This is a genomic window from Klebsiella sp. RCJ4, from assembly GCF_009025755.1.
GTDB lineage: Bacteria > Pseudomonadota > Gammaproteobacteria > Enterobacterales > Enterobacteriaceae > Klebsiella > Klebsiella michiganensis.
This window is the reverse complement of sequence record NZ_WCIN01000044.1, coordinates 22,120-46,804: the sequence shown is the minus strand read 5'-3', so window position 1 is coordinate 46,804 and position 24,685 is coordinate 22,120. Positions and strand designations below refer to the sequence as shown.

At 37.1% G+C, this 24,685-nt stretch carries 25 protein-coding genes, 1 tRNA gene and 2 pseudogenes; 7 read left to right on the top strand and 21 right to left on the bottom strand.

Annotated features, from left to right (window positions below; translation table 11 throughout):
* Nucleotides 1-18 precede the first annotated feature (18 nt).
* From F8562_RS25105 to F8562_RS25090, 4 genes are all read right to left on the bottom strand, one after another.
* Nucleotides 19-1,166 (bottom strand): IS3 family transposase gene (locus tag F8562_RS25105; RefSeq protein WP_094909581.1). Its coding sequence is split into 2 segments (ribosomal slippage): nucleotides 19-929 and nucleotides 929-1,166, totalling 1,149 coding nucleotides; the frame shifts between segments, so codons are not numbered across the junction.
* Between the two features lie 60 nt (nucleotides 1,167-1,226).
* On the bottom strand, nucleotides 1,227-2,189 hold the full coding sequence (locus F8562_RS25100; RefSeq protein WP_094909535.1) for a hypothetical protein: 963 nt from the start codon (nucleotides 2,187-2,189) through the stop codon (nucleotides 1,227-1,229).
* Nucleotides 2,186-2,536, bottom strand: a complete 351-nt coding sequence (locus F8562_RS25095) for a hypothetical protein (protein ID WP_142298660.1) — start codon at nucleotides 2,534-2,536, stop codon at nucleotides 2,186-2,188. The genes F8562_RS25100 and F8562_RS25095 overlap by 4 nt, the downstream gene beginning before the upstream one ends.
* Nucleotides 2,537-2,733: 197 nt before the next feature.
* On the bottom strand, nucleotides 2,734-3,648 hold the full coding sequence (locus F8562_RS25090) for a hypothetical protein (protein ID WP_094909537.1): 915 nt from the start codon (nucleotides 3,646-3,648) through the stop codon (nucleotides 2,734-2,736).
* A 308-nt stretch (nucleotides 3,649-3,956) separates the two neighbouring features.
* Here F8562_RS25090 and F8562_RS29810 point away from each other — a divergent pair.
* Together F8562_RS29810 and F8562_RS25080 are read left to right on the top strand one after the other, a co-directional pair.
* Nucleotides 3,957-4,820, top strand: a pseudogene (locus tag F8562_RS29810) (conjugal transfer protein); the annotation flags it as partial.
* A gap of 196 nt (nucleotides 4,821-5,016) precedes the next feature.
* Nucleotides 5,017-6,849, top strand: coding sequence for a hypothetical protein (locus tag F8562_RS25080; protein WP_094909538.1), 1,833 nt, complete (start codon nucleotides 5,017-5,019; stop codon nucleotides 6,847-6,849).
* A 168-nt stretch (nucleotides 6,850-7,017) separates the two neighbouring features.
* On the opposite strand, the gene F8562_RS25075 is transcribed toward F8562_RS25080, so the two are convergent.
* The 6 genes and pseudogenes from F8562_RS25075 to F8562_RS25050 all read right to left on the bottom strand — a co-directional run.
* Nucleotides 7,018-7,245: a hypothetical protein gene (locus tag F8562_RS25075; RefSeq protein WP_224376802.1), complete on the bottom strand. Its 228-nt coding sequence runs from the start codon at nucleotides 7,243-7,245 to the stop codon at nucleotides 7,018-7,020.
* A 245-nt stretch (nucleotides 7,246-7,490) separates the two neighbouring features.
* The gene (locus F8562_RS25070; protein WP_094909539.1) at nucleotides 7,491-8,312 is read right to left on the bottom strand and encodes a S1 family peptidase; all 822 of its coding nucleotides are present in this window, start codon (nucleotides 8,310-8,312) and stop codon (nucleotides 7,491-7,493) included.
* Between the two features lie 142 nt (nucleotides 8,313-8,454).
* A complete protein-coding gene (locus F8562_RS25065; RefSeq protein WP_224376801.1) occupies nucleotides 8,455-8,697 on the bottom strand; it encodes a hypothetical protein in 243 nt (80 codons plus the stop codon).
* A gap of 23 nt (nucleotides 8,698-8,720) precedes the next feature.
* Nucleotides 8,721-9,542, bottom strand: coding sequence for an integrase core domain-containing protein (locus tag F8562_RS25060; protein ID WP_094909540.1), 822 nt, complete (start codon nucleotides 9,540-9,542; stop codon nucleotides 8,721-8,723).
* 46 nt (nucleotides 9,543-9,588) lie between these two features.
* Nucleotides 9,589-10,104 (bottom strand): hypothetical protein, encoded by a 516-nt coding sequence (locus F8562_RS29570; protein ID WP_224393893.1) that lies wholly within the window; start codon nucleotides 10,102-10,104, stop codon nucleotides 9,589-9,591.
* A 101-nt stretch (nucleotides 10,105-10,205) separates the two neighbouring features.
* A pseudogene (locus F8562_RS25050) lies at nucleotides 10,206-10,702 on the bottom strand (hypothetical protein); the annotation flags it as partial.
* Nucleotides 10,703-11,987: 1,285 nt separating this feature from the next.
* On the opposite strand from F8562_RS25050, the gene F8562_RS25040 reads away from it, so the two are divergent.
* From F8562_RS25040 to F8562_RS25025, 4 genes are all read left to right on the top strand, one after another.
* Nucleotides 11,988-12,668: a hypothetical protein gene (locus F8562_RS25040; RefSeq protein ID WP_094909541.1), complete on the top strand. Its 681-nt coding sequence runs from the start codon at nucleotides 11,988-11,990 to the stop codon at nucleotides 12,666-12,668.
* An 88-nt stretch (nucleotides 12,669-12,756) separates the two neighbouring features.
* Nucleotides 12,757-13,236, top strand: coding sequence for a DUF4756 family protein (locus F8562_RS25035; protein WP_094909542.1), 480 nt, complete (start codon nucleotides 12,757-12,759; stop codon nucleotides 13,234-13,236).
* A 234-nt stretch (nucleotides 13,237-13,470) separates the two neighbouring features.
* Nucleotides 13,471-14,349: a retron St85 family effector protein gene (locus F8562_RS25030; RefSeq protein ID WP_094909543.1), complete on the top strand. Its 879-nt coding sequence runs from the start codon at nucleotides 13,471-13,473 to the stop codon at nucleotides 14,347-14,349.
* A gap of 286 nt (nucleotides 14,350-14,635) precedes the next feature.
* Nucleotides 14,636-15,577, top strand: coding sequence for a retron St85 family RNA-directed DNA polymerase (locus F8562_RS25025; protein WP_224393895.1), 942 nt, complete (start codon nucleotides 14,636-14,638; stop codon nucleotides 15,575-15,577).
* Between the two features lie 90 nt (nucleotides 15,578-15,667).
* On the opposite strand, the gene F8562_RS25020 is transcribed toward F8562_RS25025, so the two are convergent.
* The 8 genes from F8562_RS25020 to F8562_RS24985 all read right to left on the bottom strand — a co-directional run bounded on the left by F8562_RS25020 (nucleotide 15,668) and on the right by F8562_RS24985 (nucleotide 20,249).
* Nucleotides 15,668-16,537, bottom strand: a complete 870-nt coding sequence (locus F8562_RS25020; protein WP_072011302.1) for a hypothetical protein — start codon at nucleotides 16,535-16,537, stop codon at nucleotides 15,668-15,670.
* 568 nt (nucleotides 16,538-17,105) lie between these two features.
* Complete coding sequence (locus tag F8562_RS25015; RefSeq protein WP_050548636.1) at nucleotides 17,106-17,429, bottom strand: hypothetical protein; 324 nt, start codon at nucleotides 17,427-17,429, stop codon at nucleotides 17,106-17,108.
* Nucleotides 17,430-17,495: 66 nt separating this feature from the next.
* The gene (locus F8562_RS25010; RefSeq protein ID WP_094909544.1) at nucleotides 17,496-17,819 is read right to left on the bottom strand and encodes a hypothetical protein; all 324 of its coding nucleotides are present in this window, start codon (nucleotides 17,817-17,819) and stop codon (nucleotides 17,496-17,498) included.
* A gap of 94 nt (nucleotides 17,820-17,913) precedes the next feature.
* Entirely contained in the window at nucleotides 17,914-18,201 is a 288-nt protein-coding gene (locus tag F8562_RS25005) for a hypothetical protein (RefSeq protein WP_094909545.1), read from the bottom strand.
* A gap of 16 nt (nucleotides 18,202-18,217) precedes the next feature.
* On the bottom strand, nucleotides 18,218-18,604 hold the full coding sequence (locus F8562_RS25000) for a hypothetical protein (protein WP_094909546.1): 387 nt from the start codon (nucleotides 18,602-18,604) through the stop codon (nucleotides 18,218-18,220).
* A 14-nt stretch (nucleotides 18,605-18,618) separates the two neighbouring features.
* Complete coding sequence (locus F8562_RS24995) at nucleotides 18,619-18,930, bottom strand: hypothetical protein (protein WP_094909547.1); 312 nt, start codon at nucleotides 18,928-18,930, stop codon at nucleotides 18,619-18,621.
* A gap of 11 nt (nucleotides 18,931-18,941) precedes the next feature.
* Nucleotides 18,942-19,169 carry a helix-turn-helix transcriptional regulator gene (locus tag F8562_RS24990; protein WP_094909555.1) on the bottom strand — a complete coding sequence of 76 codons (228 nt, stop codon included), beginning with the start codon at nucleotides 19,167-19,169 and terminating at the stop codon, nucleotides 18,942-18,944.
* A 234-nt stretch (nucleotides 19,170-19,403) separates the two neighbouring features.
* Nucleotides 19,404-20,249, bottom strand: coding sequence for a DUF6387 family protein (locus F8562_RS24985; protein WP_094909548.1), 846 nt, complete (start codon nucleotides 20,247-20,249; stop codon nucleotides 19,404-19,406).
* Between the two features lie 500 nt (nucleotides 20,250-20,749).
* Between F8562_RS24985 and F8562_RS24980 the strand changes: the two genes are divergently transcribed.
* The gene (locus F8562_RS24980; RefSeq protein WP_094909549.1) at nucleotides 20,750-21,268 is read left to right on the top strand and encodes a hypothetical protein; all 519 of its coding nucleotides are present in this window, start codon (nucleotides 20,750-20,752) and stop codon (nucleotides 21,266-21,268) included.
* A 243-nt stretch (nucleotides 21,269-21,511) separates the two neighbouring features.
* Here F8562_RS24980 and F8562_RS24975 read toward each other — a convergent pair whose 3' ends face one another.
* The 3 genes from F8562_RS24975 to F8562_RS24965 form a co-directional block, all read right to left on the bottom strand.
* On the bottom strand, nucleotides 21,512-21,703 hold the full coding sequence (locus tag F8562_RS24975) for a hypothetical protein (protein WP_094909550.1): 192 nt from the start codon (nucleotides 21,701-21,703) through the stop codon (nucleotides 21,512-21,514).
* Nucleotides 21,704-22,653: 950 nt separating this feature from the next.
* Nucleotides 22,654-22,741: transfer RNA gene (locus F8562_RS24970), tRNA-Ser, on the bottom strand.
* 141 nt (nucleotides 22,742-22,882) lie between these two features.
* On the bottom strand, nucleotides 22,883-24,511 hold the full coding sequence (locus tag F8562_RS24965; protein ID WP_014837990.1) for an ABC transporter substrate-binding protein: 1,629 nt from the start codon (nucleotides 24,509-24,511) through the stop codon (nucleotides 22,883-22,885).
* Between the last annotated feature and the right edge of the window lie 174 nt (nucleotides 24,512-24,685).

The window sequence follows — 24,685 nt, the reverse complement described above, 5'->3', positions numbered from 1 at the left end:
TGAATCGCCACGGATAACCTAGACACTTCTGAGTCGTTGATAATATAGGTTTTCATATTCAACTGGTGGCATCTGCTCGCTCGAACCATGCCGACGCTTACTGTTATAAAACATTTCGATGTAATCAAAAATATCGCTTCTGGCTTCGTCTCTAGTTCCGTAGATCTTTTTCTTAATCCGTTCGCGCTTCAGTAGCTGGAAAAAGCTTTCCGCAACCGCATTGTCGTGGCAGTTTCCGCGACGGCTCATGCTGCCTTCCAGAGCGTGTGATTTCAGGAACGACTGCCACTCATGGCTCGTGTACTGACTGCCCTGATCAGAGTGAACCAGTACCTGCTTTTGAGGATTACGCCTCCACACCGCCATAAGTAATGCGTTCAGGACAATCTCTTTTGTCATTCGGGGTTGCATTGACCAGCCGATAACTTTTCGGGAGAACAGGTCAACCACCACGGCCAGATACAACCAGCCTTCGTGGGTTCGGATGTAGGTTATGTCCGTAACCCAACGTTCATCCGGTGCTTCCGGGTTGAACTGCCGCTGGAGCTTGTTGGGCGTCACAATACTGGCTTCACCTTTACGCGCCCGTGGACTTCGGTATCCGACCTGAGCCTTTATCCCCACACGTTGCATCAACCGCCAGACTTTGTTTACACCGCATTGTTGCCCGGAATCCCGCAGATCGAGATAGATCTTGCGATAGCCATAAACACAGCCCGACTCCAGCCAGAACTGCTTAATATGTCCCGTCAGCTTCAGGTCAGCATGAAACCGTCGTGAATGTGGCTGCTTAAGCCAGGCGTAAAACCCACTCGGATGCACATCCAGCACCTGGCAGAGCAGACGGACAGGCCAGCAACGATTGTTGTCACGGATAAAGGCGTACCTCAGTCGGACAGCTTTGCGAAGTACGCCGCGGCTTTTTTTAATATATCCCGTTCGTCAGTAACCCGCTTTAACTCCTTCTGGAGTCGGCGGATCTCGGCCTGAGCATCTGACTGTTCATTATTAGTGGAAGAATCCGGACCGTACTTCTTTATCCAGGCGTAAAGGCTGTGGGTGGTGATATCGAGACGAGTTGCAACGCTGGAAACAGAATGACCACGATCAACAACCTGTTTGACTGCTTCAATTTTAAACTCTTCAGGATAACGCTTACCGCTCATGGGCACCTCTCTTTAAGTCATCTTAAATGACTCTGGGGTGTCTGTTAAACCCGTGGCGATTCAATCATCTATTTTACGTTCATTTAAACCATATAGAATATTCACAACTCCGATAAATTTACTTAGCTGTGGTTTACCCTGATTCAAGTCCCTGCCAATATCATATACTACATTGTCGGCTATAGTAGCTGACATATATTCATGAATTTCATAGAAAGACTTAAATGCTCTCCCATTGCGATCATTCAAATAATTGGCAATGCTCGGATATGAGTAATAATTCTCGTTTTTATGCGTTGTCCTATAATGATGTAATGCATTAATAATCAAATTAGAACGAGAAGAATCATACAACCTATCAATGAGAATGCAGCTATATAAATCCGCATAACTTTCTGTTATTGCTTTATGAGCAATACTAGTCACATAATTTATTCCTTCGACACACAACCCGTTCAACTTAACAAACGGATTTAGGAAAGATGCTTCCGGTGTCGTTGGTTCCAATAGATAACCATCTCGCTTTTCTAACTGGCGATGAATAGCATGGCCTATCTCATGCAGGAGAACGAGGTTAGTAGCTTCTTCATGACTACAATCTGCTGCCAAGAGCGATTTGTAAACTTCGTATTCATTAACCGCCTTGCCTACTTCGTTCTTATCTTTGTAGAGATTTTTACTAATATAAATGCTTTCTGTTCCCGGTTGATATGAGGTTGTTAACTTACCAACGAAGGTTTTTAGGCTGGGATCGTGGAGAAAGACGTTTACTCTCGATTTCATTCTTGCCCATAATGAGAATTTGTAAAAAATAATAGGAATGGTTTTATCTATTGAAGGAAAATGAGCATTGTTATTTTTGTTTAATAAGTCCAATAATTTCTTATGTTCTAAAAGATCATGCTTCTTTGAATCCCTACCATACTCAGTAAAACCAGAATTCGTCATTGTTTTCTGACGTTTTTTATTTATTTTAATAATGAATTTATTAAAAACACTTTCATTATGATATTCTATTTTCACTTATGTGTCATCTCTATTACCTCAACCTCATATTTTTTAATTGTATGATTATCATCAAGAAAAGCAAAAGCTACTGAGAAATTATTTTTTACATGATTTTTTAAGTAACCATCCAAGAAGAATCCAATATCGAAATTATAAATACATTCATTTATATATAATCCCATAACACCGTTTTCCATTTCAATATTAAAATCATTGCGTTTCATTGAACTTTTAATCTCATCTTCTAGTTTACTTTCTGTTCTTATAGCAATAAGAAAAAGTCTCTTATCTATGTCATGAGTATATATTTTAAAATCTGGCTCTATTAACTTCTTATCACCAATTATTAACTCCAACTTCATTTTTATCTCCTTTATTAAATATATTATGGAGATAATCAATTTATAACAGGCTGTCAAATAGTCGTTAAAAGCAAAGAGGGCCATGGCCCTCTTTTATTATTTTATTCATCATTGATTCGGTTCCTCACTTCAACCAGAAGATACTCTATCGTTAAAAACTCAGCATCGTTGATGATTGGAACTAAAGACACGATTATTTACTCGTTCTTTTTTATAGCAGCCAGAAGCTTGTTATATTCTCCGAATTTGGTAATTTCATGATCCTTTACATTTAAAATCATATTTTCCAATATGCTTACCATTAATTTATTAATCAAATTCAATAAGCTTTCTGATGTAACACCAGCAGAACTGTTACCTTTAGTGTATAGTATATTATTATTTTCCAGTAATGCGACATGCCCTAACATTCCTATTTTAGTAAATTCAACCCCATCTAGGATTAATTTCGCCCTATCATTAGCAATGATATTATCATAATTGTATGAAATTAATTTTTTCAGTATTGATTCACCGAGCATGAATTGTTGTTCAGCAGTGAACCTGAGAAAAAGATAATTTTTCACCTCTCCACTATTCGTCCTTAACAATGGAGCGTAATCAAAATTCATTGAGTTATGTTTTATATAATTATTTAATAAAAAAATAATATCATAACTACCATCAATTAAAAATTTCATTGAACTATCAAATGTATTGTGACAAAGTTGCAGGTACTCTTCTTTGTAACTCTCTCTAGATTTTGATAAAACACCAATTTCATATCGTTTAAATACGTCTAATTTTGCTTCATCATAACCATTTTTATCTATGTTTTTTCTTAACCCATCAAATCTTGGAGCCAATGGCTTTGGGAGTATCGTTCCAATGATAGAATAAATAACATAGGGAAGATAGTATTCTGCTAACGTTGCTGAATTATTGATAATAATATCATGGTAATAACGGCAGTCATCTTCTACGTAATGGGTATTGCGTGGCCTTTTTAACATAGTAACAAATTGATCACGAAAATATATTAGTTTTCTTAACTGATATTCTAAAGATATTTCATAGAGGGTTTTTGCTGGTATAGTCCCTTGCCTTGGTTCATATCCGGGTAAAATAGGCATTATTACTCTCCTTAAGATAACCATATTTAATCGATTTAGTCTTTTTTCTACTTCATTTAGCTTTGAAATAAATACTGTATGTAGATTTGCATAATCATTTTTATAGCTACGAGTTTTTTCTAAAAGAAACTCGAGAAAATCCCTTAAAATGGGAAAACCCTGATTTCCTACAATGTATCTGAGAATTTTTAACGATTTTTTTGATTGCTGACATAATGACCTCTTTAATAAAAAATCTTTATCTTATTGTTCTATTTAATATAAAATAAAGTGATTAAATTTTCAATGACATATTCAATATATAAAGAGCTGGCACTGATGCACGTATTGAACATCGTTCTATTGAGATCCAGCATGATGAAGCCCTTGAGAATGCTACCATTACTTTAGACGTTGAAGAAAAAGCACTATGGATTGCTAAGGCAGCATTAACCAGCCGTCCACCAATGCAACGTGTTCATCGTGCCAAGTGGAACAGAAAAAGCGTTCAGGAAAAACGTGCTGCTGAACAGGCTGTTCGTGATGAGATGAAACAAGAAGCTCAGGCCACATATGGTGTCTTCAAAGAGTTGGATCTTCAGATCATTGTTGACCTTAGAAGCTTCACCGTATCAGAAATGCCTGAGCCTGTTGAAATCATCTTACCTGAAATACAACCTCGAACAGAGTTCTCTGAAACGGGTTCGCAGTCTGCATCATCAGCAGGTCAAAAACCTGTTCTGGTTGCCCCTCCACCTCATACACACACTAAATTGAAAACCCTATCATCTTCAACTGCCAGAGCGGTCAACCGCGCTCCTGTTAAAAGTAAGAGGAAGCAGGTTAAACCCAATCAGAGTAATGTGTTCAAGCGTTTCACTTTACTGGTAGTTGAATATATAAGATAGAAATTTGTCTGGGCCAAGAAGAAACCCGTTGTTCCTGATGTTAAGCATGATAAGTACATTACTGAAAACTACGTATTTGATGAGGTGCAGGGGATCTATGTTCCACGTGCTGAGTATGACAAACGCACAAGATTTAACAGTGATAATGACAAGCCAACACCTGATGAGACAATACGCTTACCAAGCCGTGTAAAGCATAATCTTTCCGATAGTCATCTGAGCTTGATTCATAAATTATCTCTAAATAAGAAACCGACTAAACAAAATTTTAATCTACCAATCTAAACATATCCCCAAATCCACATGACTCTATCAATGATTTCCATAAGATTAACCTAAAAATATAATTATAGGGATTGACGTTGAAGCATCCCAGCCGTAATATTCTTAATTGTATAAAATAGTTCGCACGTTTTTTTGAATACGCATTCAATAAATCATCAAATTCAAAAAACTTATGATACATAAACGGGAGAATAAGATGAAAAACGAAAAATCTTTAGATGCTTGGATGAAATTCTTAAAAATAGGAGGTATTGAACCTTTAGGGAGGGATAAGGATTTTGTTCAATCATTAAAAAAATACTTAAATCCAACTGCAATCACTATAGAAGAGGCAGTCTTATCTTCAACCACGGATATGCTTGTTCGAGGTCTTTTTTCCGGTGTCACGCCATTTTCAGCGATGATAAAGGAAATAATGTATTTTTTTTGCCAAGCAAGTACAAAATATGGTAAAAACCAGTGGGAAATAGGTGTTAGCGATGATTTTCTAGATTTAAAAGATTTTCAAAATTATAATAACTTCTTGGAGAAAACACAAAGAATAATTAACATACCAAATTTAGACTATAAGGGAAGTTGGTGTGTTTGTGATATAGCTAAACAATTTGAAACTATCAATGAAAATCTTCAAAAAGCATTCCATAACGAAACAATAGTTACTGGACTTGATGATGTTGACAACTGGTTATATATTTATTTTAATAACCATCAGTATATTGAACTTCCTCAGACTATATTAAGCCTCCTTGAAGACAAAAGCCCACTGGCCGAACTTTCATCTCTTTGTATGATTGTCTATGAAAACATAAAGTCGAGATGGGCTTCATTATATTCGCTAAAATATGATATTAATAATTATAATTTTCCTGTAGATAACGCTCTATCGATTGATACCATCGTTAGAAATGAAACAGACCTATGGCTTGGAAAAACAATCATAATTATCGCAAGTGCCATAAGACTTGAAACTAAAGAACTAAATGAATTTAAAGAATTGTTAAGAGAACAATTTCTAAAATACCAATATATAAACTATTCTCTTTCAACTGATTCAGTGGAACTTGAGAAAATACTTTCATTTCCTGTTTGGAAAAAAAGACACGAATTATATGCCATCTGGATTGCTACTGAAATAAACTCAGCACTAAGAGAACATAATATAGAAATACACACACACACTCATGATAACAAGCTTACATTTCCATTCAAGGAAACTTTAATCGCAACAGTCCATAGCTCCATACCAATATTAAAAATTTACTCTGAGAAGTATGAAGAGTTAGATTCGCCAAAAGGCAAAGGTAGACACTATGGTGTACAACCTGATTATAGTTTATGGCAAGAGAAGAATCATGTTTTGTATTGTCCTCTTGTAATTGAAGTAAAACACTATAAACGTAATTCACGTCGAATATTTAGTGATGCGTTAGAGGATTATGCTAGTGCTCATCCTGATGCCGAGATATTGCTCATTAACCATGGTCCCGTAAGCGATATGCTGGACAATGTCGATTGTAATATAAAAAAAAGATGTCTCCTCATTGGTGAGTATAATGCATTATCGACTAATAAACGAGTAGAGTTTTATAGCAAGATAAATAAAATCGCAGGACCAATAAATACAATAACACCTTTTTTAGGTAAAGAAGGAATGCATGGAATATTATTAATTGATGTATCTAGCTCAATGAGAGACATTATCAATAATGATGATTTCAATAATTTATTAACAACATTAACTGATATTAAATTTTTAAATGCAGCCTTGATTGACACCTCAATAACAGATTTTTTTAATGTGGGTGAAATAGAGGGAAAAATAAGAAGCGCTCAATATAATAAAGGTACTGATTTAAATAATGCTTTAGCTCATCTCCCAGAAAATTATAACAGAATAACTTTACTTACTGATTCAGAAGGCAAAGATCAAATTTGTGAATCCAATAACAATCATTACGATGAAGTGAGCATTAGTGAATTTGGCGATAACTATTTTATTTTAAATATAACTAAAAAACAAACCAATTAAAAGCTGTACATACCGCACTCTGGATGGATAAATATTCAGCCAGAGTGATAATTTTCATTATATCGCCCATTAGCATATATCAATACAAACCAATGAGCTATTCATCAGGTCTTGTTAAGTCCATGACCTCTAATCATCATTATGAAAATTAAGAAATTTGGGAAGCGTTTACCAATCGGAACCTTCTTCGTTTTCTTTGTTGTCCGAGGCATCTCGATAACGCTGTCGCTCAACAATGCTCAGATTTGGATCAGACAGAACACCTCGCCCCTTCACATCAATATCGTAGTCAATTTGAGATTGTGCCTCATATTCTTTGGTCGGCTTAACATAATCGAATTGCAATGCAGATAACGGCGCATAAGAACCAGAATATGTATTGTAGACTGACCCCATAAATCACCAGACACTTAGCCCCTCTTAAAATGAGCCGTTTTATTATCGAGTTCGGTGACCACCTGAACGATCACCTTTAATACATTGGCAGTTACACAGAATTATTTACAGGGTCTTTCAGCGAGACGGCGAGTAAGGTTTCGCGTGGACTGCTGGATTAATTGATATAAGCAGAAAGTAAAAATGCCTGATTTAATATCTATTATGGATTAATCATCCGGCATTTTAATCTAAGAAAATCGCGTTCAGAGTTGATCTCCAAACTTCTCCATCAAGAAATCTAATTTTTCGGCTTTGATTATTATTCCAAGATTAAGCATCATATTTGTAGTAACATATTCTTTTTGCACTGCTGGGACATCAACTACTTTTATTTCTCCTGATGCTACAATCTGTGGCCCTGCGTATAGTATCCCTAACAAAATCAATCTAGTGCCTGCAACAATAGATTCTCCCTCAGTAAATGTCCCATCATTATAAATATACACAGGTGAACCACTAGAACCGGGAAAGCATGCCATATCAATTAAAAATTCTTTTTTCCCTTGCCAATCTGATTTTATGTTTGTTGCAGTAATTCCTTTTCGAGTAATTGGTTTGTTATTTTTATGATCCCAAAGTCCATTAGGATAACCAGTCATATATACTTCTTCTAATCCACCAAGTGAATTTTTTGACTTATGCTTTTCATAACAACACTTGTCATCAAAATAAAACAACTTTGGTTCTTTACCCATTTTATAAATTTCAGAAAGCACTGGACCAACAGGTATAGCACATAAGTCAACATCAGAATCCGGATGCATAAAAAATTTCTTCTGTACATCTCCAATATCAATGCCAATATGATTCTCTTCTTTCCCAGTTTTTGTGTCTACAGCATGGATATAAACTATCGCCTTAGTCGCATCATTAATAACATGTTTGTTAGTAACAATAAAAGGAATTTGATTTTCATTATCGTTAGAAAGAATAGAATAAAAGAAACCAGTACCGACTGAACGTCCATTATCACATTCTATTCTAACAGTGGAATATTCAAGTAAATCAGACATTTTTTTATTCATCGTAGCTCCATTTTATTAAGATTAATGAATACTTATAATCCCATCACACTTTATATCTATAGAAAAATCCACATTTCATTCTTAACAGTCTGCTGAGGAGAAATTTTTGTTTAATAAACAACATTCAAAGTAGTAGTACACATTAAACGATATACCATTCATAATCATACAAAGCAACAGCGATCTTAAGTCTATCAACAGCCTGAGATAACACTTCATAGAGATCGCCCTCAAGCTTATGCTCGAACTCACCGTTCCTGAACATTACCACATAGCCATCGGTCAGATCTCGGATGTGTGCAAGGTTTATCGGCTCTATAGCTATTCTAATGCCAGAATATAAATACTCTGCTACTGGATAGCCCATATCAGCGGTAAGTGTCAAGGTAGTTGGCACCCTTAGTTAATTTACGCGGCCTGTTTTTCCCGTTCCGGATTCAGTGTTACAGAGCCCTGCGGTTGCCAGTTTCTTGTCTGACCTGACCAGCGCTCCGGGTGCGCTTTCTGTGCCTGCCTGTACAGGGTATCACGCTGTTTCAGCAGGACGCTGTCCTCACCCCGATGCCGCTCTCCCGGAGTCACATAGCGTATTCCACTGTGACGGTGTTCTTCGTTATACCACCGGGTAAATTTATCCACCCAGTGACGCGCATCCTCTAGTGTTCTGAACCCCGATGACGGCCACTGCGGCACATATTTCAGCGTCCGGAACAGTGATTCAACGTAAGCATTATCATTGCTCACCCGCGGCCTGCTGTGCGACGGCGTGATTTTCAGTTCTGCCAGCTTTACCTGCAGCGTCTGCGACTTCATCGCTGCACCGTTATCTGCGTGCAGCACCAGAGGGTGTCGCCAGCAGCGCTCCCGTAGAACTGTCCTGTGCATCAGCGCCGCTTTATCACCCGGTACGGAGGTCTGCAAAAAGCCCTGTTTCCACTGAATAAGTTGTTCCGGATAAAGGCCTTTTTTACGGCAGTATTCTGCCATTTCAGCTTCGCTGAATGTGGCTGTTTCGACAATAGCGGCAAAACGCGCTTCTGCGGACCACTGGTCTGTTGTTTTGTCTGCGCCGGGCACCGGTTTTCCCTCTGATTTAGCCTGATTACGCCAGTTATACAGGGTAGCTTCGGATATTCCTTCCATCTGCGCAACAGCGGCAACGGTCATGATGTAGGACGGTAACAGTTTTGCCAGTATGCCGGCTTTTCGTTCAGGGGAAATTCGTTTCATTTGTCACTCCGTCGCCCTCAGATTGATTTTTCAGAGGGGGTGACAACTATCCTGACAGTGAGGGATCAGTGTGAAGCACGATACCTCCAGCGGCTTCCACCTCGGATAAAAAGTTATCTTCAGCGATGGTCCCACGTAGATCCTGTAGGCCAAGTGCATTCATCAATGCGGGTTCATCTGAGGTATTGGCTTTAACCCTGCCACAGTAATAGTAATCATCCAAAATACTAACGGGCGTGTTGGGATGCTGCCTGTTGTAGGTTTTTGTTTCTGACATCAGAGATCTTATTGTTTCTTCGCTGACTTGGCTGAGTTCAGAAATCAATCTCGCATACACATTTACCATTCGTTCTTTATCGCAATCATTTGCTGATTCAGACAGGAAGAAGGAATCGTAATCTTTGACATAAATGTTATTGTTGTTTTCGAGGGTAAGCTTTATCCCATATTCATTCTCTTCAACATCTTTAACTACGCAGGTCATAAATGGGATTTTTTCACTGGAATTAAAGAGCGTAATGATTTTAATATTATTCATTGTTTGATTTTCCTTTTTTTTCATTTTTTAATACCATATTTATTTTAAGAAAACCAAATTTAACTCATATAAATAATACGTTACCCAGCATTTCAATATGCAATACTTTCGTGTATCTCTTTTACTCAATCACTGAACATCATCTTTGTAAATGAAACATCGCCCTGAATATTATCCCAATCTAACGGCTCTTCTGGTGGTAAAAGAGTTGCTTCTTCAGTAGCGGCACATCCATCCATGCTTTTACTCATCATTTCCCCTTGGGACTTTTTAGCCTGTAATCTTGTGATTAACAAATCTATGTCTTCTTGGTTATTCACGTCTTCGATGACTGACTCAATTGACTTATCTTTCCCTTTAACTTTTCTATTAGCAACTCCATTACCGACTATGCATACGGGTTGTTCTTCTATTGCTTCTTTCTTTTTTATAATCTCTGAAACAAAGCGAGCACGATCACCATTGAAGACAATAGCAGGGTTTATGAAATACCAGTTTTTCTCATTGGTTTTAGCAATAATACGTTTTTCGATGAGTTCTTTGATCCCTCTGTAAAAGATAGATTCAGACAAGACAAAGTGATCTATATTTCCGCAAGATATATTGCCTTTTTACAGCTCATTTAGCTCTGTCTCAAAGCAAAAAGGATTTAATCCTAAATCCAAGTCAACGTCTATTTCATTCATTTTATTATTACCTCTTGTTATTTTATTTATAATAAATTAAATACTATGCACAAAAAAGACATCAAGTTTTTGCATATTTTTTGCGAAAATATTTTCAAAATCGCAACTATTCCAGTGACGATACTTTAAAGCACTGTCGTTTTTAAGCTAAAAATGACATAGAAACTGACTGCAAAGTCAGGAATACTGACTATAGAGTCAGGAACACTGCCTGTACGGTCAGTCGTACATTTTCGTTCTAAGCCTTATGCCGTAAGGGCTACGGGCCGGTTTTTTCTTAATTTAATTTTGCAAGAAGTAAGAGATAATACTTAATAGGATTAAAAGAAACCGGGCGATTTTTTATAATCGCCATACAGGGTTTCAACATTTTAAATAATTAGTTTTTTTGAGTGCAATATTTATTTTTATTGCGAAGCATTTCTTTCTATTTCACTAACATCTTTTTTTTGAAAATCACCACAATCTATGAGCTGAAGCTCATGTGCTGACGCACGGCTACGCCCTAACTCTGAAATATGTATTTTTATCTTGATGAGGTGTCTTATTAATATTAATAGTAAAAAGAGGAAAGATCTTTTCCAGATCATTTCATCATAAAAAACAAAATTGATCCTATGTTTGAACATAGCATTACCGCAATAACATATAGCATTTGCCCTTAAACGGATAGGAAAACTATATTTTCAGTAGCAGCACTTAGTGATTGTTCCAGACAATCACATTGCTGAACAGGATTTATCCCTGTTAATGATGGATTTATCCAAAAAAGATCGCGTCGTTGACGCTAATAAAACAAAAGAAATCTTAATTAAGCATTCCAAATAAAAGCAGCATTTCGTGATTGTACGAAACAATCACTGGCTGTTCATAACCTAAAGTAAAAATAAAAAATCAAATGGTGCCATTTATCCGGCACACTCCCCGTTAAGGTTATTAAACATATTATATTATTATGGAATCATAACCCATTATATTTAAAAGAAATTTTACGGAAAAAGTTTCCTGTACGGAAATTTAAGTTTCTTCTGTGGAAACCGAAGTTTCCTGTACGGAAACCAAAGTTTCTCCTGTGGAAACTTTTCGATATTCAAGATCTCCGGAAATCGGTGAACGCTATTTCGCAAAAGTGTATTATTTTTCCTTTTTTCACATTTATTTTTGACAAAAGCACATGCTGCATTATATATAAAGAAAACAACAATAATAAAAAGGAAAACCATGAGCATTGATTACAATACAATAATGACCTCCAGCAGTGAAGAAGTGGAAGATTATATCAACAAAAATGATTTCACAGATAAACAGAAACTAGAGATTTACAGTTTTTATAACAGAAACCGAAAAGATAAAATAACCGTAAATGTTAAAAAGGAACGAAGTTCTGATATACAGCCGGGAATAGCCTATGTTCATGCTTTTGTCGATAATCTGGAAAAGCTCGGTAAAAATATGTCTGGTGCTGAATACACAATAATGATCCGTTTGTGTAAACTCATGCAGCATGGGAATCTGATAGCCAGTATATCTCAGTCGGCACTCGCAGAAGAGCTTGGTATGAGCAAATCTAATGTGTGCAAATGCTGGAAAAAACTTATCAATAAGGGCATTCTTATTCAAGACGGTAAACACACTTTAATAAACGCAAATCTATTCCTGAAAGGCCAATACAGAACATTAAATCCAACAAGGAAAGAATATGTTCAGAAGTCGCTGAGAACAACCAGTGAAGGCATCAAGGACGTATTCATCACCGTTTATAAAGATACGATACTTACAAAAAAAGATGAGAAAAAAATCAATAAAGAAGATGATAAATCTTTGCTTTCCACGCCCGATGAAGATATTGATTGGGACTCTGTTTCAGAAGACAACATATTTGATGAAGAAGAAAAAATATAAAACTTTTGTCTATATATTACACCATTTGACACTTACACCATATCTCGTAATATAAATATATCCACTATTTTATTTACGAGGTATATATATGAAAAGAGTCAAATTAGATAACAGTGATTTAATCCAGTATTTAGATACAATCAAAGAACTAAAAAATCATATTCCGATAGAAGAATACAAAAATGAATATCGTAAGCTACGTTCCGGTGATGTTCCTTTGATTAAAGCCCAGAAATTTAAGTCTGCCCACACCGAACTGCGTAGACTCCAAAAAAAGAAAGAATCTCTTATTGAATACTTTATTGACGAGTTAAACCCCATCAGCAGTTCAATAGCTAACACGTCAGCAAGATCATCAGGTAATCTTGATAAGATTAATGAAAGAATGCTCTACAGGAAAGCAATTGAAGAAAAAAGCGATGAAGAAATAATTGCCTTGGTCATAAAACAGCGTACAGAAGCCGCTGTTGAGTTCCAGCGTTCCATAGAACAAAGTCTTGAGCAACTCTCTCACATCTCGTCAGAGTTCGAACCATCAAGCCAAAAGCGCAGGAAAATGTCTCTTTAAAGAACTGACCTATGTTTTCCGTGCTAAATGGGATGTACTAGATTTCTTAAGCGATAATTTTCTCTATATTATTTACTGACCTAACTAGTCCTCCATTTAATTTTATCATTTTGAGATCAAGTGAGTTATATCATTGCAGAAATGCGAAAAACAAAAATATTTATGGTGCAAAAGCATTTATTTTATAATAGTATATGAAGATATCTATGAAGATTGCCATTGTTAGGAATGAGCATGAAATCACCCAAACAGAGTATCATTAACAAATATCCAGACGCACATATTAATCAAACCGTTGATGAGATTAGAGATTTATTAATAAATGGTTTTGATGATTCCCAAAAAACAATCTTCTTATGTGGGAAAGATAAGTCCGATAAAAAAAGTCTTCGATATAAATTTTCAACTTTTCTCTCTCAGGAGAAAGGAATCTATCTTACCTACCCAGAGGATTTATTTGAAGACCTTCTTGAAGGCCAAGGTAAAAATAGCCTGCTATCCCTTGAAACCCAACTTGCAGACTCTGTTGACCTAATAGTTCTTATACCCGAGAGCCCCGGTTCTTTTGCTGAGTTAGGGGCATTTTCTATGGATAAAGAGTTAGCAAAGAAAATGCTTGTGATGAGGCTGGGAGAATACAAGTCAGGGAAAAGCTTCATAAATCATGGACCGATAAGACTTGTCCGAACTCATGGTGGAGAAATATTTGATATCCCAAAAAACTTTGATGAAAAAAATCCGAAACATGTAAAATCAGTACTTGGTAAAATTAAGGAAACGCTTCCAAGTGGAAGAAAGAAGAAAGAGCTAGATAATATCTTACTATACTCAAAGCATGTTCTCCTTTTAATCTACCTCTTTGATGATTTGAATTTACTATCAGTATATAAAACCATGGAATTGATCATGAGGAGAAGGTTTGAAAGTAGAGACAATATTGCCTGTAAAGCAGCAACACACTCTCTCATAAGGGCAGGAATGATTAACCAGCAAGAGGGGTTATATACTATAACTCAAGTAGGTTATGATTCAATAATCAATAGTTTCCATTCAAAATCATTACTAGCTGAATTAAGAACTAAAATAATGAATAAACAATATGCTAGACACTGATTGAGATTCATCATAACATTGTGTGGTGTGCTAGTTTTTAAGCAGGTGGCTGTCTAGTTCGCTAGTTAAGTCCACAGTGGATGGAGAGTCTCTCCGTTCCCGCAGTTCATCACAGAGATAGCGCGATGATCGAGTCCCCCAACTCCCGCCCGCCGTGATTTGGGGGACTCGTACATCCGCCTTACGGAAGGATACTTCGCATCCATACCTTCACAGGTATGTCTGCTCATTCTCCTTCCCCGCTGTAGTCGTTAAAAACTAGCACACAATTTCATGTACATCTACTATGATAAAAAATATGACTGCTCATCAAGGAAAGTACACACAGCAACTGTTATCACTTCCGATTCTTGAGAATGTGGATGATTTATCACAATCCCTTCGACTCCCGAAAGAAGTCATTTCCAAGTTTAGCTTTAATAATGATAAATACTATCACCGTATAGAAATGAAAAAAAAATCCGGTGGGGTTCGGCACATCGAAAGCCCTCTAAAGGAATTAAAAGCAATCCAACGGTGGGTTCTAAGATATATTTTAGATAAATTATCACCTTCAGTTTATGCCAAAGGCTTTGTAAGGAAAAAATCGATCCTTGATAATGCTAAACCACATGAGGGAAATCAGTATGTATTGAATCTTGATTTACAAGATTTTTTTACCAATGTAAAAGCATCACATATATATACTCTGTTTAAAAACATAGGGTATAATAATAACATAGCCTTTATACTAACATCATTTTGCACTAAAGGGGGATATTTACCTCAGGGAGCACCAACTTCACCGGCTTTATCTAATCTTGTTTGCCTAAGACTTGATCACCGTGTATCTACATATTGTAAAAAGCGAGCTTTGACATATACACGCTATGCTGATGATCTTTGCATATCAGGAAATAAAATAATAATTTTACAGAAAGCATCTTATTTAATAAAAGATATAATCGTAGATGAAGGCTTTGCAATTAATTCCAGAAAGGAAAAATTTCTAGGTCCCAAGGTACGAAGAGAGGTTACAGGGTTAACAGTCACGCCTAGGATCACTATCAGCAAAAAGGATTATTGTGTCTACAGAAAAAGAATTTATGATTTAGTCAGGAATGAAATTCCGAATAAAAATAAAATTATAGAAGGCATATTATCTTTTGTCAGAAGTATTGACAAGGATAAAGCAAAGAAACTTTCCGCATTCCATCAGAAGCAAAACACAATAATTACCGATATTTAACTTCAATTGAGGTCAAATCAATGACCTCATAAATCATATTCAAAACAATCATTTTTTAAATTGCCTCAAATATATAAAGATTAACTATTATCAGTCATCAATTTCGTCTGAAAGTACTTTCACCACTTCACCACACTCACAGCACACTACATGTAATTGACTATCTTCTTCAGACTCATGAATTTCAGTATTTAAACTGTGACAGTTTGGACACTTTACATCACTATCAAAGCCAATAAATTTAAGAAATAAATTCTGAATTAATGAAACTGCTGTACATGTAAGCAAAAGACAAATTTTGGCATCTGGGATATTTTTATTTGAAGAATGTACCGTCTCCGAAGATATATCCCATGCAGATTCAATCGTTGAGCGACAATATTTCCTAAGACTTGAATTCCGCGGTCCTGCTGCATATAATCCAATGACAATACGAGAAATATTCTTGAAGTCAGCAGCTTTAATGCCTTCTTTTTTTAGTATATCTTCATGACTTTTATAAAGGTATCCAGCAAGTTCAACCATACTCTCTCTGCATGTCAATCCAATGCTTTGAATATCTTCAGGTGCATTAATATTATTAAGAGCAATCGCAGAGGCATTTAATTTTCGATTAATAGATTGCAGCATATCTATATCTAAAGGCAACTCATCAATAACATGTTTATAATTTTTTTGGTGTCGTGCATGTAATCTTTGAGTTATACCTAAATGAAACGAATATGCTTCATCAGCAGAAAAGAAATACTCATTCTGAGTGTATAAATTCATAGGAACATTTTCACCTTCAGCAACCCACCAGTTACCATCGTTTTTAGTTCTAATGTTCCATATGTTAACCTCAAAGCCTAAATCTTCAAATGTTTGTTCAACCTGCATATTTTTAATGTTTTCTAAATTTTGAGACTGTAAATATTCAGTTATTCTTTTCTCTGCATCAATTCTATACTCAGGTGTCATTTTCATTCCCTTTTAAAAATATACCAAATACACGAATGGATCTCAGTATTACAACACATCTACTAACACACTGTTAATTATCTTGCAATGGTTTTCGCACTGTTCACTAGCTACAACTACTCTTAAGACTAAGTTACATTTCAAATCGATGACGTTATTCGGGGCTGCTTGTTGAAAAGCACATAATACTACAAAATACCCATGTTATCTTTATTTGTTTTATCAGACTATTTTTGATGATATGAAATTTACGCTATCGAACATTCAAAAAAATGCCAAATACTGAAAATCAATCACCTATAAAATTGCGCAAAAAAAGAGCATTTTACTTGATATTTCCAATAAGGGTGGAAAACAAAGAAAAAATGCTCTCTTTTTATATAATAGTTCCTCAGATAAATAAAACTTTTCTGAACCTGATATGATATATTAAAAAGAAGTTTAAATATGAGAATCAATATAGTGAATAATTATCAAATATTAAAATGATAATCAAGTAACAATCTAACAATAACCGAATATATTTTTAATATGATATGTCGTGGTGTGATTTTTATAAGACACAAACTTATACAGTACCATATTTAATATTCTTCATAACTAAATATTTAACAGATTGTTCATGAATCAATAATATTTTCCCCTTAAGTTCTGACTCATTAATCTCTTCTTGTTTCTCATGTCCTTTACCATATCTATCTTTATAAGAATAAAAATTATTCATCAGATCTTTAATTAAATCATCTAATATGTAATCAACAGCTTCTTTTTCTTTCACAAAGAATACAGCAGTATCATAGTGTTCATTCGCCATATAATAGATACTGTTACAATACCTCATTAATACAACTGCTACGGCAAACATCATCGTTTCATTTTTTTCTTTAATCATGACATTACCTTTTTTACTAAAATAATATTCTGTACAGCCCCTTACGGGGCTAATACAGTCCACGTATTACTGAGTATATGACTCCTCAGAAAACTCCCACGAATGGCGTACAAGCCGTTCTGCTACCTCTTCAAAGTTAACCTCTTCAAAGTTAACCTCTTCAAGGTTTCCTTGATTTCCTTCTTGCATAGTAAACTTCTCAAAGTTATGACAAATATGATTAATCGTGATTCGTATAAATGCACTCATAAAATCAGCGTCATCAACAAGATGCGAAATGTTGTCACTACATATATCTTGCATTGTTTTCCAGCTTGCTTCGAAAGAACGCTTTGCCAGATCATAGAACAACTCAGTAGATGTATTTTTAATTTCAATATTTTTAGACATAATGATTCCTCATTTTAAAATGATATTTATTGGTTTATTATTTCCAGCCCCATACATGGGGCTAAACAGGACTATATTTTTGAAACTTATATATTCATCTTCTTTTATGATTAACACGCAGTGTTATCAATACCACCTCCTTATCAACCATTTTTACTGAATGCCCTTGCTCATAATACTCAACTCTGGATACTTTTTTAAAAGTTGCACCTGCATTTTTAATGCACTCTTTATAAATGTCTTCCATGAATGCATCATCCACCATTAACATCTCTGCTTCATCAGGCCGTGTTTCCTTCAGCGTATTTATTCTCATTTCATAAAATAACTCAGCAAGGTGCAGGAATATTTTCCTTGATTCTTTTATCAGTTTTTCACTCATTTCATTACCTCTTATTTTATATTACAGACTGTTTGTTTGCGCTGATTTCTATTTTTTTATAAAAAAGAATATAATCATCACCATTAAAACATTTAATCAAAAACTCATGATAGCTACTTAGTATAGTTTTAACCTCAGGGACTGATATGTGTTTAATCTTTATCTCTTCAGAACTTTCAAACCATTCATGTAGCGTGAGATTAATAATATCCATTATGAATATCTCCCTGTAAAATCCATCCTTCATTTTCTTCAGAAACACATCATCCTTTAGATTAAAGTATAAGTAATGTATTAACTCATTATAGGTATTTACAACATCAGTAGCAAAGTTTGCTGTATCAGCATTACTTGCGGATATTTTAACGGGTATTTCATTCCAGCCTAAACATTTTTCGTTCATATTTACCTCTATCATTAATAGTTAGTACGATACGCAGTGTAAATAACTCTCAGATTCCTTCTCACCTCATCCAAGAACAGATAACATTCTTTACCTTTATTATCTTTCATTGATTCAGAAAAATCTTGTTTTGTTCGTTCGATCACTTTGACAATCACATCTTCAACATAACGTCTGTCTTTAAAATGACGCTCATAATCATCGCCCATACAATCGATCATGACTTGAAGATGCTTTTTAAAGTTATTAACAGCCATTTCCATAAATATTTCCGTTTCATCATTAGTGACAGTTATTACACATGGCAGAATAGTTCTATTTTTCATATTATCCTCTTTTATTTAAAATGGTTGTATTCAGATACACAGCGAGATTCAGCAATCACTTTTTCAATCCATGCGTCAATCTCACTTTCAACAAAGGCCACAGATCTTAACCCTATTTTCACTCTGTCTGGAAAACTGCCTTCCTTAATACGTTCATATAAAGTGGTACGACTAAATCCAACCCGACTGAGTACTTCAGGAACACGGATTAATCTTTTCCCTGCGATTTCATTCTTCATATAGTTTTGCTTGTTACTCTTTTTCATTGTCATTTCCTCTGTTGTTTTACGTAATCTCTATGAGATTTTGTTTTCTCTATGTTGTTGCGACGAGGAAAATAATAGCGAATTCGCTTGTGTTTTTTTAGGGATGCTGGAAGAAGAGTTTCTTGAAAAAATCGAGGGGAAGTGAACGGGAAAGAGATGGTTGGAACTGGATGTGATCACGTTCGCTCAGGGCGAACGTAACCCTTTTTACTTGGCTGCTTTTTTCTTTGTATCGTCTCTGACGTGTTCAGAAACCGGGATGTCTTTTAAGTAATTGTTTTCCATCATATAATCTTCAAGTGATTTCAGATAGTTTTCATCTGTCAGGAACGCCATTGCCAATGGGTAATCCGTTGCCTTTAGCATTCCTTCATCACGATCATTATCACTGTCCTCATGAAGAAGTGAAGACATCAGGGAAAGTGGAATTTTTATACCGTCATTATCTGCTCCCCAAAAAATGAGATCCATCATGGGTATAAGACGGTATTCAATGATTTTTCTGAATGTACTTTTGCCAAATCGATACTCCCTCACTGCCGGAGCATTCATTTTTAGTTGTTTCTTCCATTGAGGGATGAGTACTTTCAGGTGTTCAATAATGTCTTCAGTTGATGCCTCCTGTAGGAAGATATCGACAGTAATCGAAGACAGGCTTTTTATCCCGGACTCCTTCAGATACTCCGACAGGTATTCGGACTGACTTTTTTGGGATGTTTCAGGGTGGGTAGCAAGCAGTGTTAAACTTTTCGCATATAATTGCGCATTACTGCAGGTTACCGGGACAACAGCGTAGGTTCTGGCAAGCTCATGCCCCTGCGTGGATGTATCGCCACTGAATAAAATTTCGCCTCTCTGGATCTTATTGCGGTAATCATCCAGCAAGAGTCTGTTCAGGGGCGGCAATGTATCGCGCTTCTGCAACATTTTGTAAGCCAAGATACGCCGCTCAATCTCAACATAAAACTGCTGTAGGGTGAGCTGTTCAATTGCGTCATAATGCTCAATATCAAACCACGATTCAATCGCCTTCCTGATTTCACTTCTTTTCATTTTTTTATTATCCACTTGATATTTAATAGTTTACCTGACAACGTTAACTCCCTGTCATTTATAATGCATCTCTTATTTAATGACCCGATAACACTATAAAGCTGTTGTTCTGTCGGTGTAACAGCCACCTCCCCCTATTTTTTAGTAGTTGTATTACTACTTTGCCTGTTTACCCAAGACTCCGCTCTTCACTTCGCAAGGGACTATAATTTTTCATTATATTAAAAAATAAGCATAAAGTAGGGCTTACAACATATTTCAATAAAATTCTTCACTGGATGCAATAGAATAATATCGATAATTATATGTAAAATACTCACGTCAGAAAGAAGAATGATATCTTCGATATTGGAAAAATCGTTTTAGTTATCTGTCAAAAAACTAGTTTTAAAGAAAAATCATGCTAGCATATATCATGTTTATGTCGTAGGAGACGTTGTTATACTCTCTGATACAAACAAGCTTAGTGGGATAATGCGTCTGTTTATTATGGAGGATATATGAAAAAAATTATTTTCAGTTTATTTGTTTTACTACTGCCTTTTGCTTCTTTTGCCGATCCTACAGTTTTCGGTCTGACATTAGGAAAAACAACAGAAAAGGAGACTTCAGACTTATATAATGGATATTCATCATTAGGTGAAAATATATACAGCCATGGTAACATGTATAATATTCCTGTCAAAGATATACCATTTGACGGTTTAAAAGAGGTCACCACTATTTTTGATGGAAATGGTTTGTTAGTCGCTGTATTAGCCAAATTCCCTAAAGAAAAATTTAATTATATCAATTCATCTCTCAAACAAAAATATAAATTAATTTCTCAGCAGATTCCATTTGTTGGTAATAAATTCACCAAATATTCAAATGGTGGTACACAAATACTCTTAGATGCTCCACATTTATCATTCGAAATGACGCTTAGCTATCTACGAACTGATTTTTACAATGATTATAAAAAACAGATTTCCGTTGAAGGACAGAAAAAATCTGCAGCAGAGAAAAACCAGTTATAGTAAAATAACACTATCATTTACCCATCACCTAATGGTGGTGGGTGTTCTATCTTCTTTAATAAAGGTATCCATACAATCATTGCACCCATTAATCTTTACAGCTATAACACAACTACTCCCGCTGAATAAAGTTTATAATTGAACAACCCAATTTCGATGTGAGAGTATAGAAATATGATTTATCTTTTCCCCCAGAGTGATATACAGAGTGGATTTATCATCATAGCATCTAATAGATTTTTATTATTCGTCATACCCTTGCTTTAAGAACTGGTAAATACTTTCTGTAACCTCTGTATCACCCCAGCCCCATCGTTTAGCAAGATGGACGACCTCTTTAGGGAGTTTCGGTATAATTGTACTGATGATGGCGTCATCACAATCCCGCTCCAGTCCAATAAGACAATATCGTACCGCATCCTCTGGTGTCATCATTTTTCATTCCTCTTGTCTCTTTGAACTTCTTGTTATTGTGTAGACGGAAATATGAAGCGGAGGCATTAATATTTTTAAGGCTAACATGTCTCAATCGATTCACCAATTAAGATATAACACATGTTTCTGGTTAATGCAAAATACTTAATCAGTATAGGATGACGTAATGTTATAATATAAATGATAGCATTTAATGAACAAAGATGTCAATTTACTACTTTCCTATTCTCATCTTTTGTACCTTCCAAAAAAAGTATATAGTTAAGATACTAATCTTTGTATACTGCACATTATGGTGATTTATTTTTTATTGATCTATGTTCAAATATAGGAGAGCCATATTACCATAAATATATTCGTGAAATTGACTGTAGGAAATCCCATCTTGCGAATATTTAATTTCTTGATGAGCATAAAAAACACAAGAAAATATTTTAGAAACAAATGATGATTAAACATGAAATTAATAGAAGATATAAAAAATTCCACCGAGGCACTCCGGGGGAAAAGAAAACGACATAATTGCTGTGTGCGCTTCGCATCGCCCCCCCCCTTCATAATCTAAGAAAAATCTCATTTTGGCGAGTGTTATTTTACAGGTCAGAGCAGTATTATTAGTGAATATATTGCTTATCCATTCCCCCTGCAGTGAGACAAGCTTACGTCAGACTGTCCCTTCTTAGCAGGCTATTTCAACTTTATCTTTTAACTGATGACCCGGAATAACCTAATGGCTTTACGTGAGTAGGATGCTATCACCTCTCTCCGCGCGCGGAACATGGCATTATTAAAGATTACCCACATTAACAAGCTAGGTTTTGGATGGGTTTTTAGTGATTAAACGCAGATTTTGGATACAAAAAAAGCCCGTTTTCACGGGCTTTTTATGCAGTACTTTATGCAGGGCAAAGCCAAAAACCCATCGTAAGTTATTGATTTTGCCATAAATTTGGCGGAAGCGTAGAGATTCGAACTCTAGAACCCTTTCGGGTCGCCGGTTTTCAAGACCGGTGCCTTCAACCGCTCGGCCACGCTTCCAATGAGGCGCACTATAAACACCTCTGTTCAGGCTGTAAAGCACCAATTTATTCAACTGCCTTAAAATTAAACAAAAACGCGTTATTCGTCTGAAATTCAGGCAGTTTGCGCAGATTTTCAGCGCAAACCGCCCTCTTCGCGTTAATGTTTTTTGATGTACATATCTTTGGTGTAGTAATACCCCAGCTTATCCGACGTAAATCCCCCTACCCATGGCTTGACCAGATGGGTGCGCACGTAGTGATAGACCGGAATGGCCGGGACATCCTGACCTAACAGATCCTCCGCCTGCTGGTAGAACTTGCCCCGTGCCGCCGTGTCAGAGGCTTTTGCCGCATTGCGCAGCGCCTCATCGTAGGCCGGGTTGCTGTACTGGCTGGTATTTTCACTGTCGCCGGTGCGGAAGTTATTGAGAAACGTCGCGGCGTCGTCATAGTCGGCTATCCACGCGTAGCGCACGGCGTCAAAATTATGCGTATGCATAGCGTCGAGCATGGTCTTCCACTCCTGGTTTTGCAGCTTCGCCTCAACGCCAAGGTTCTTTTTCCACATTGAGCTGGCGGCGATGGCAATTCGCTGGTGAGATTCGGACGTGTTATAGAGCAGATTAAAGACCAGCGGATGGGTCTCATTATACCCGGCCTCGCTCAATAGCTTTTTCGCCTCGGCGATACGCTTCTCGCGCGGCCAGCTGGCGTACTCGGGATTGTGCAGCTTCACCCCGCCGATGTCAGGCTGGCTGATAAGCCAGGCCGGACGCTGCCCCTGCCCCAGCACCTTCTCCGCGATAATGTCTTTATCGAGGGCCATATTCAGCGCCCGCCGTACGCGCGGGTCGTTAAACGGCGGCCGGGTAGTGTTGAATTCGTAATAATAGGTGGCCAGCTGCGGCGAAACATCCAGCTGATCGCCCATGGTTTTTTTGAGCTGGGCAAACTGATTAATCGGTACCGTATACACAATATCGATCTCTCCCGCCTTATAGCGGTTGACGTCGGCGGTTTCAGAGCTTATCGGCAGGTACGTCACCTTATTGATGACCGTATGCGCGTTATCCCAGTAGCGCGGATTGCGCTCGGCCACAATGCGCTCATTCACCACCCACTGCGACAGCTTATAGGGCCCGCTGGTTACGATATGCTCCGGTTTGGTCCATTTGTCGCCGTAGCGCGATATCAGCACTTTATCGAGCGGAACCAAAGATGGGTGCGCCAGCATCGCCAAAAACGCCGCATTCGGCTGAGTTAAGGTGACCTCAAGGGTGGCATCATCTATCGCTTTGACGCCCAGCGTCTCGGGCGCTTTTTGCCCCTGCGCGATCTCCGCCCCGTTGACGATATGCATATTGCCGGGATAGCTCGCGTAAGGCGACGCCGTGAGCGGCGACACCAGACGCTGCCAGCTCCAGACAATATCCTGCGCCGTGATCGCCGTACCGTCGGACCAGGTCACACCGGGACGCAGGTGGAACGTCCAGACGGTGTTGTCCTTATTCTCCCACTTCTCCGCCAGCCGGGGCTCAATCTCTCCTGCTGGCGATACGCTGACCAGCCCTTCAAAAAGATCGCTGATAATGTTGTTTTCAACGTCGCTTTCCACTTTATGCGAATCCAGCGACGACGGTTCGCTGCCGTTATTTCTGACCAGTTCTTGCTTTTCGGCCAACGCCGTTCCCGGCGGTACCTGAGCGGCCAGCGCCGGGATGACCATGGAGAACAGACCGACGGCCACCAGTACGCGTGTGATGTGATTATATTTTTGTGTTTTCATATCCCTTGCCTTTGTTACGCTTCGTGAGTACCCTCTCCAGAGTTAGTCGCAGAATGGCTATAACGCAATATTTTTCAGTGAGTTATCAGATTTCGATCTGACTCCGGAAGGCGAACAAATAAAAATGCCACTTATCCCGATTTTCCTGGAATAATGTGCTGCATTCAGCCCGCT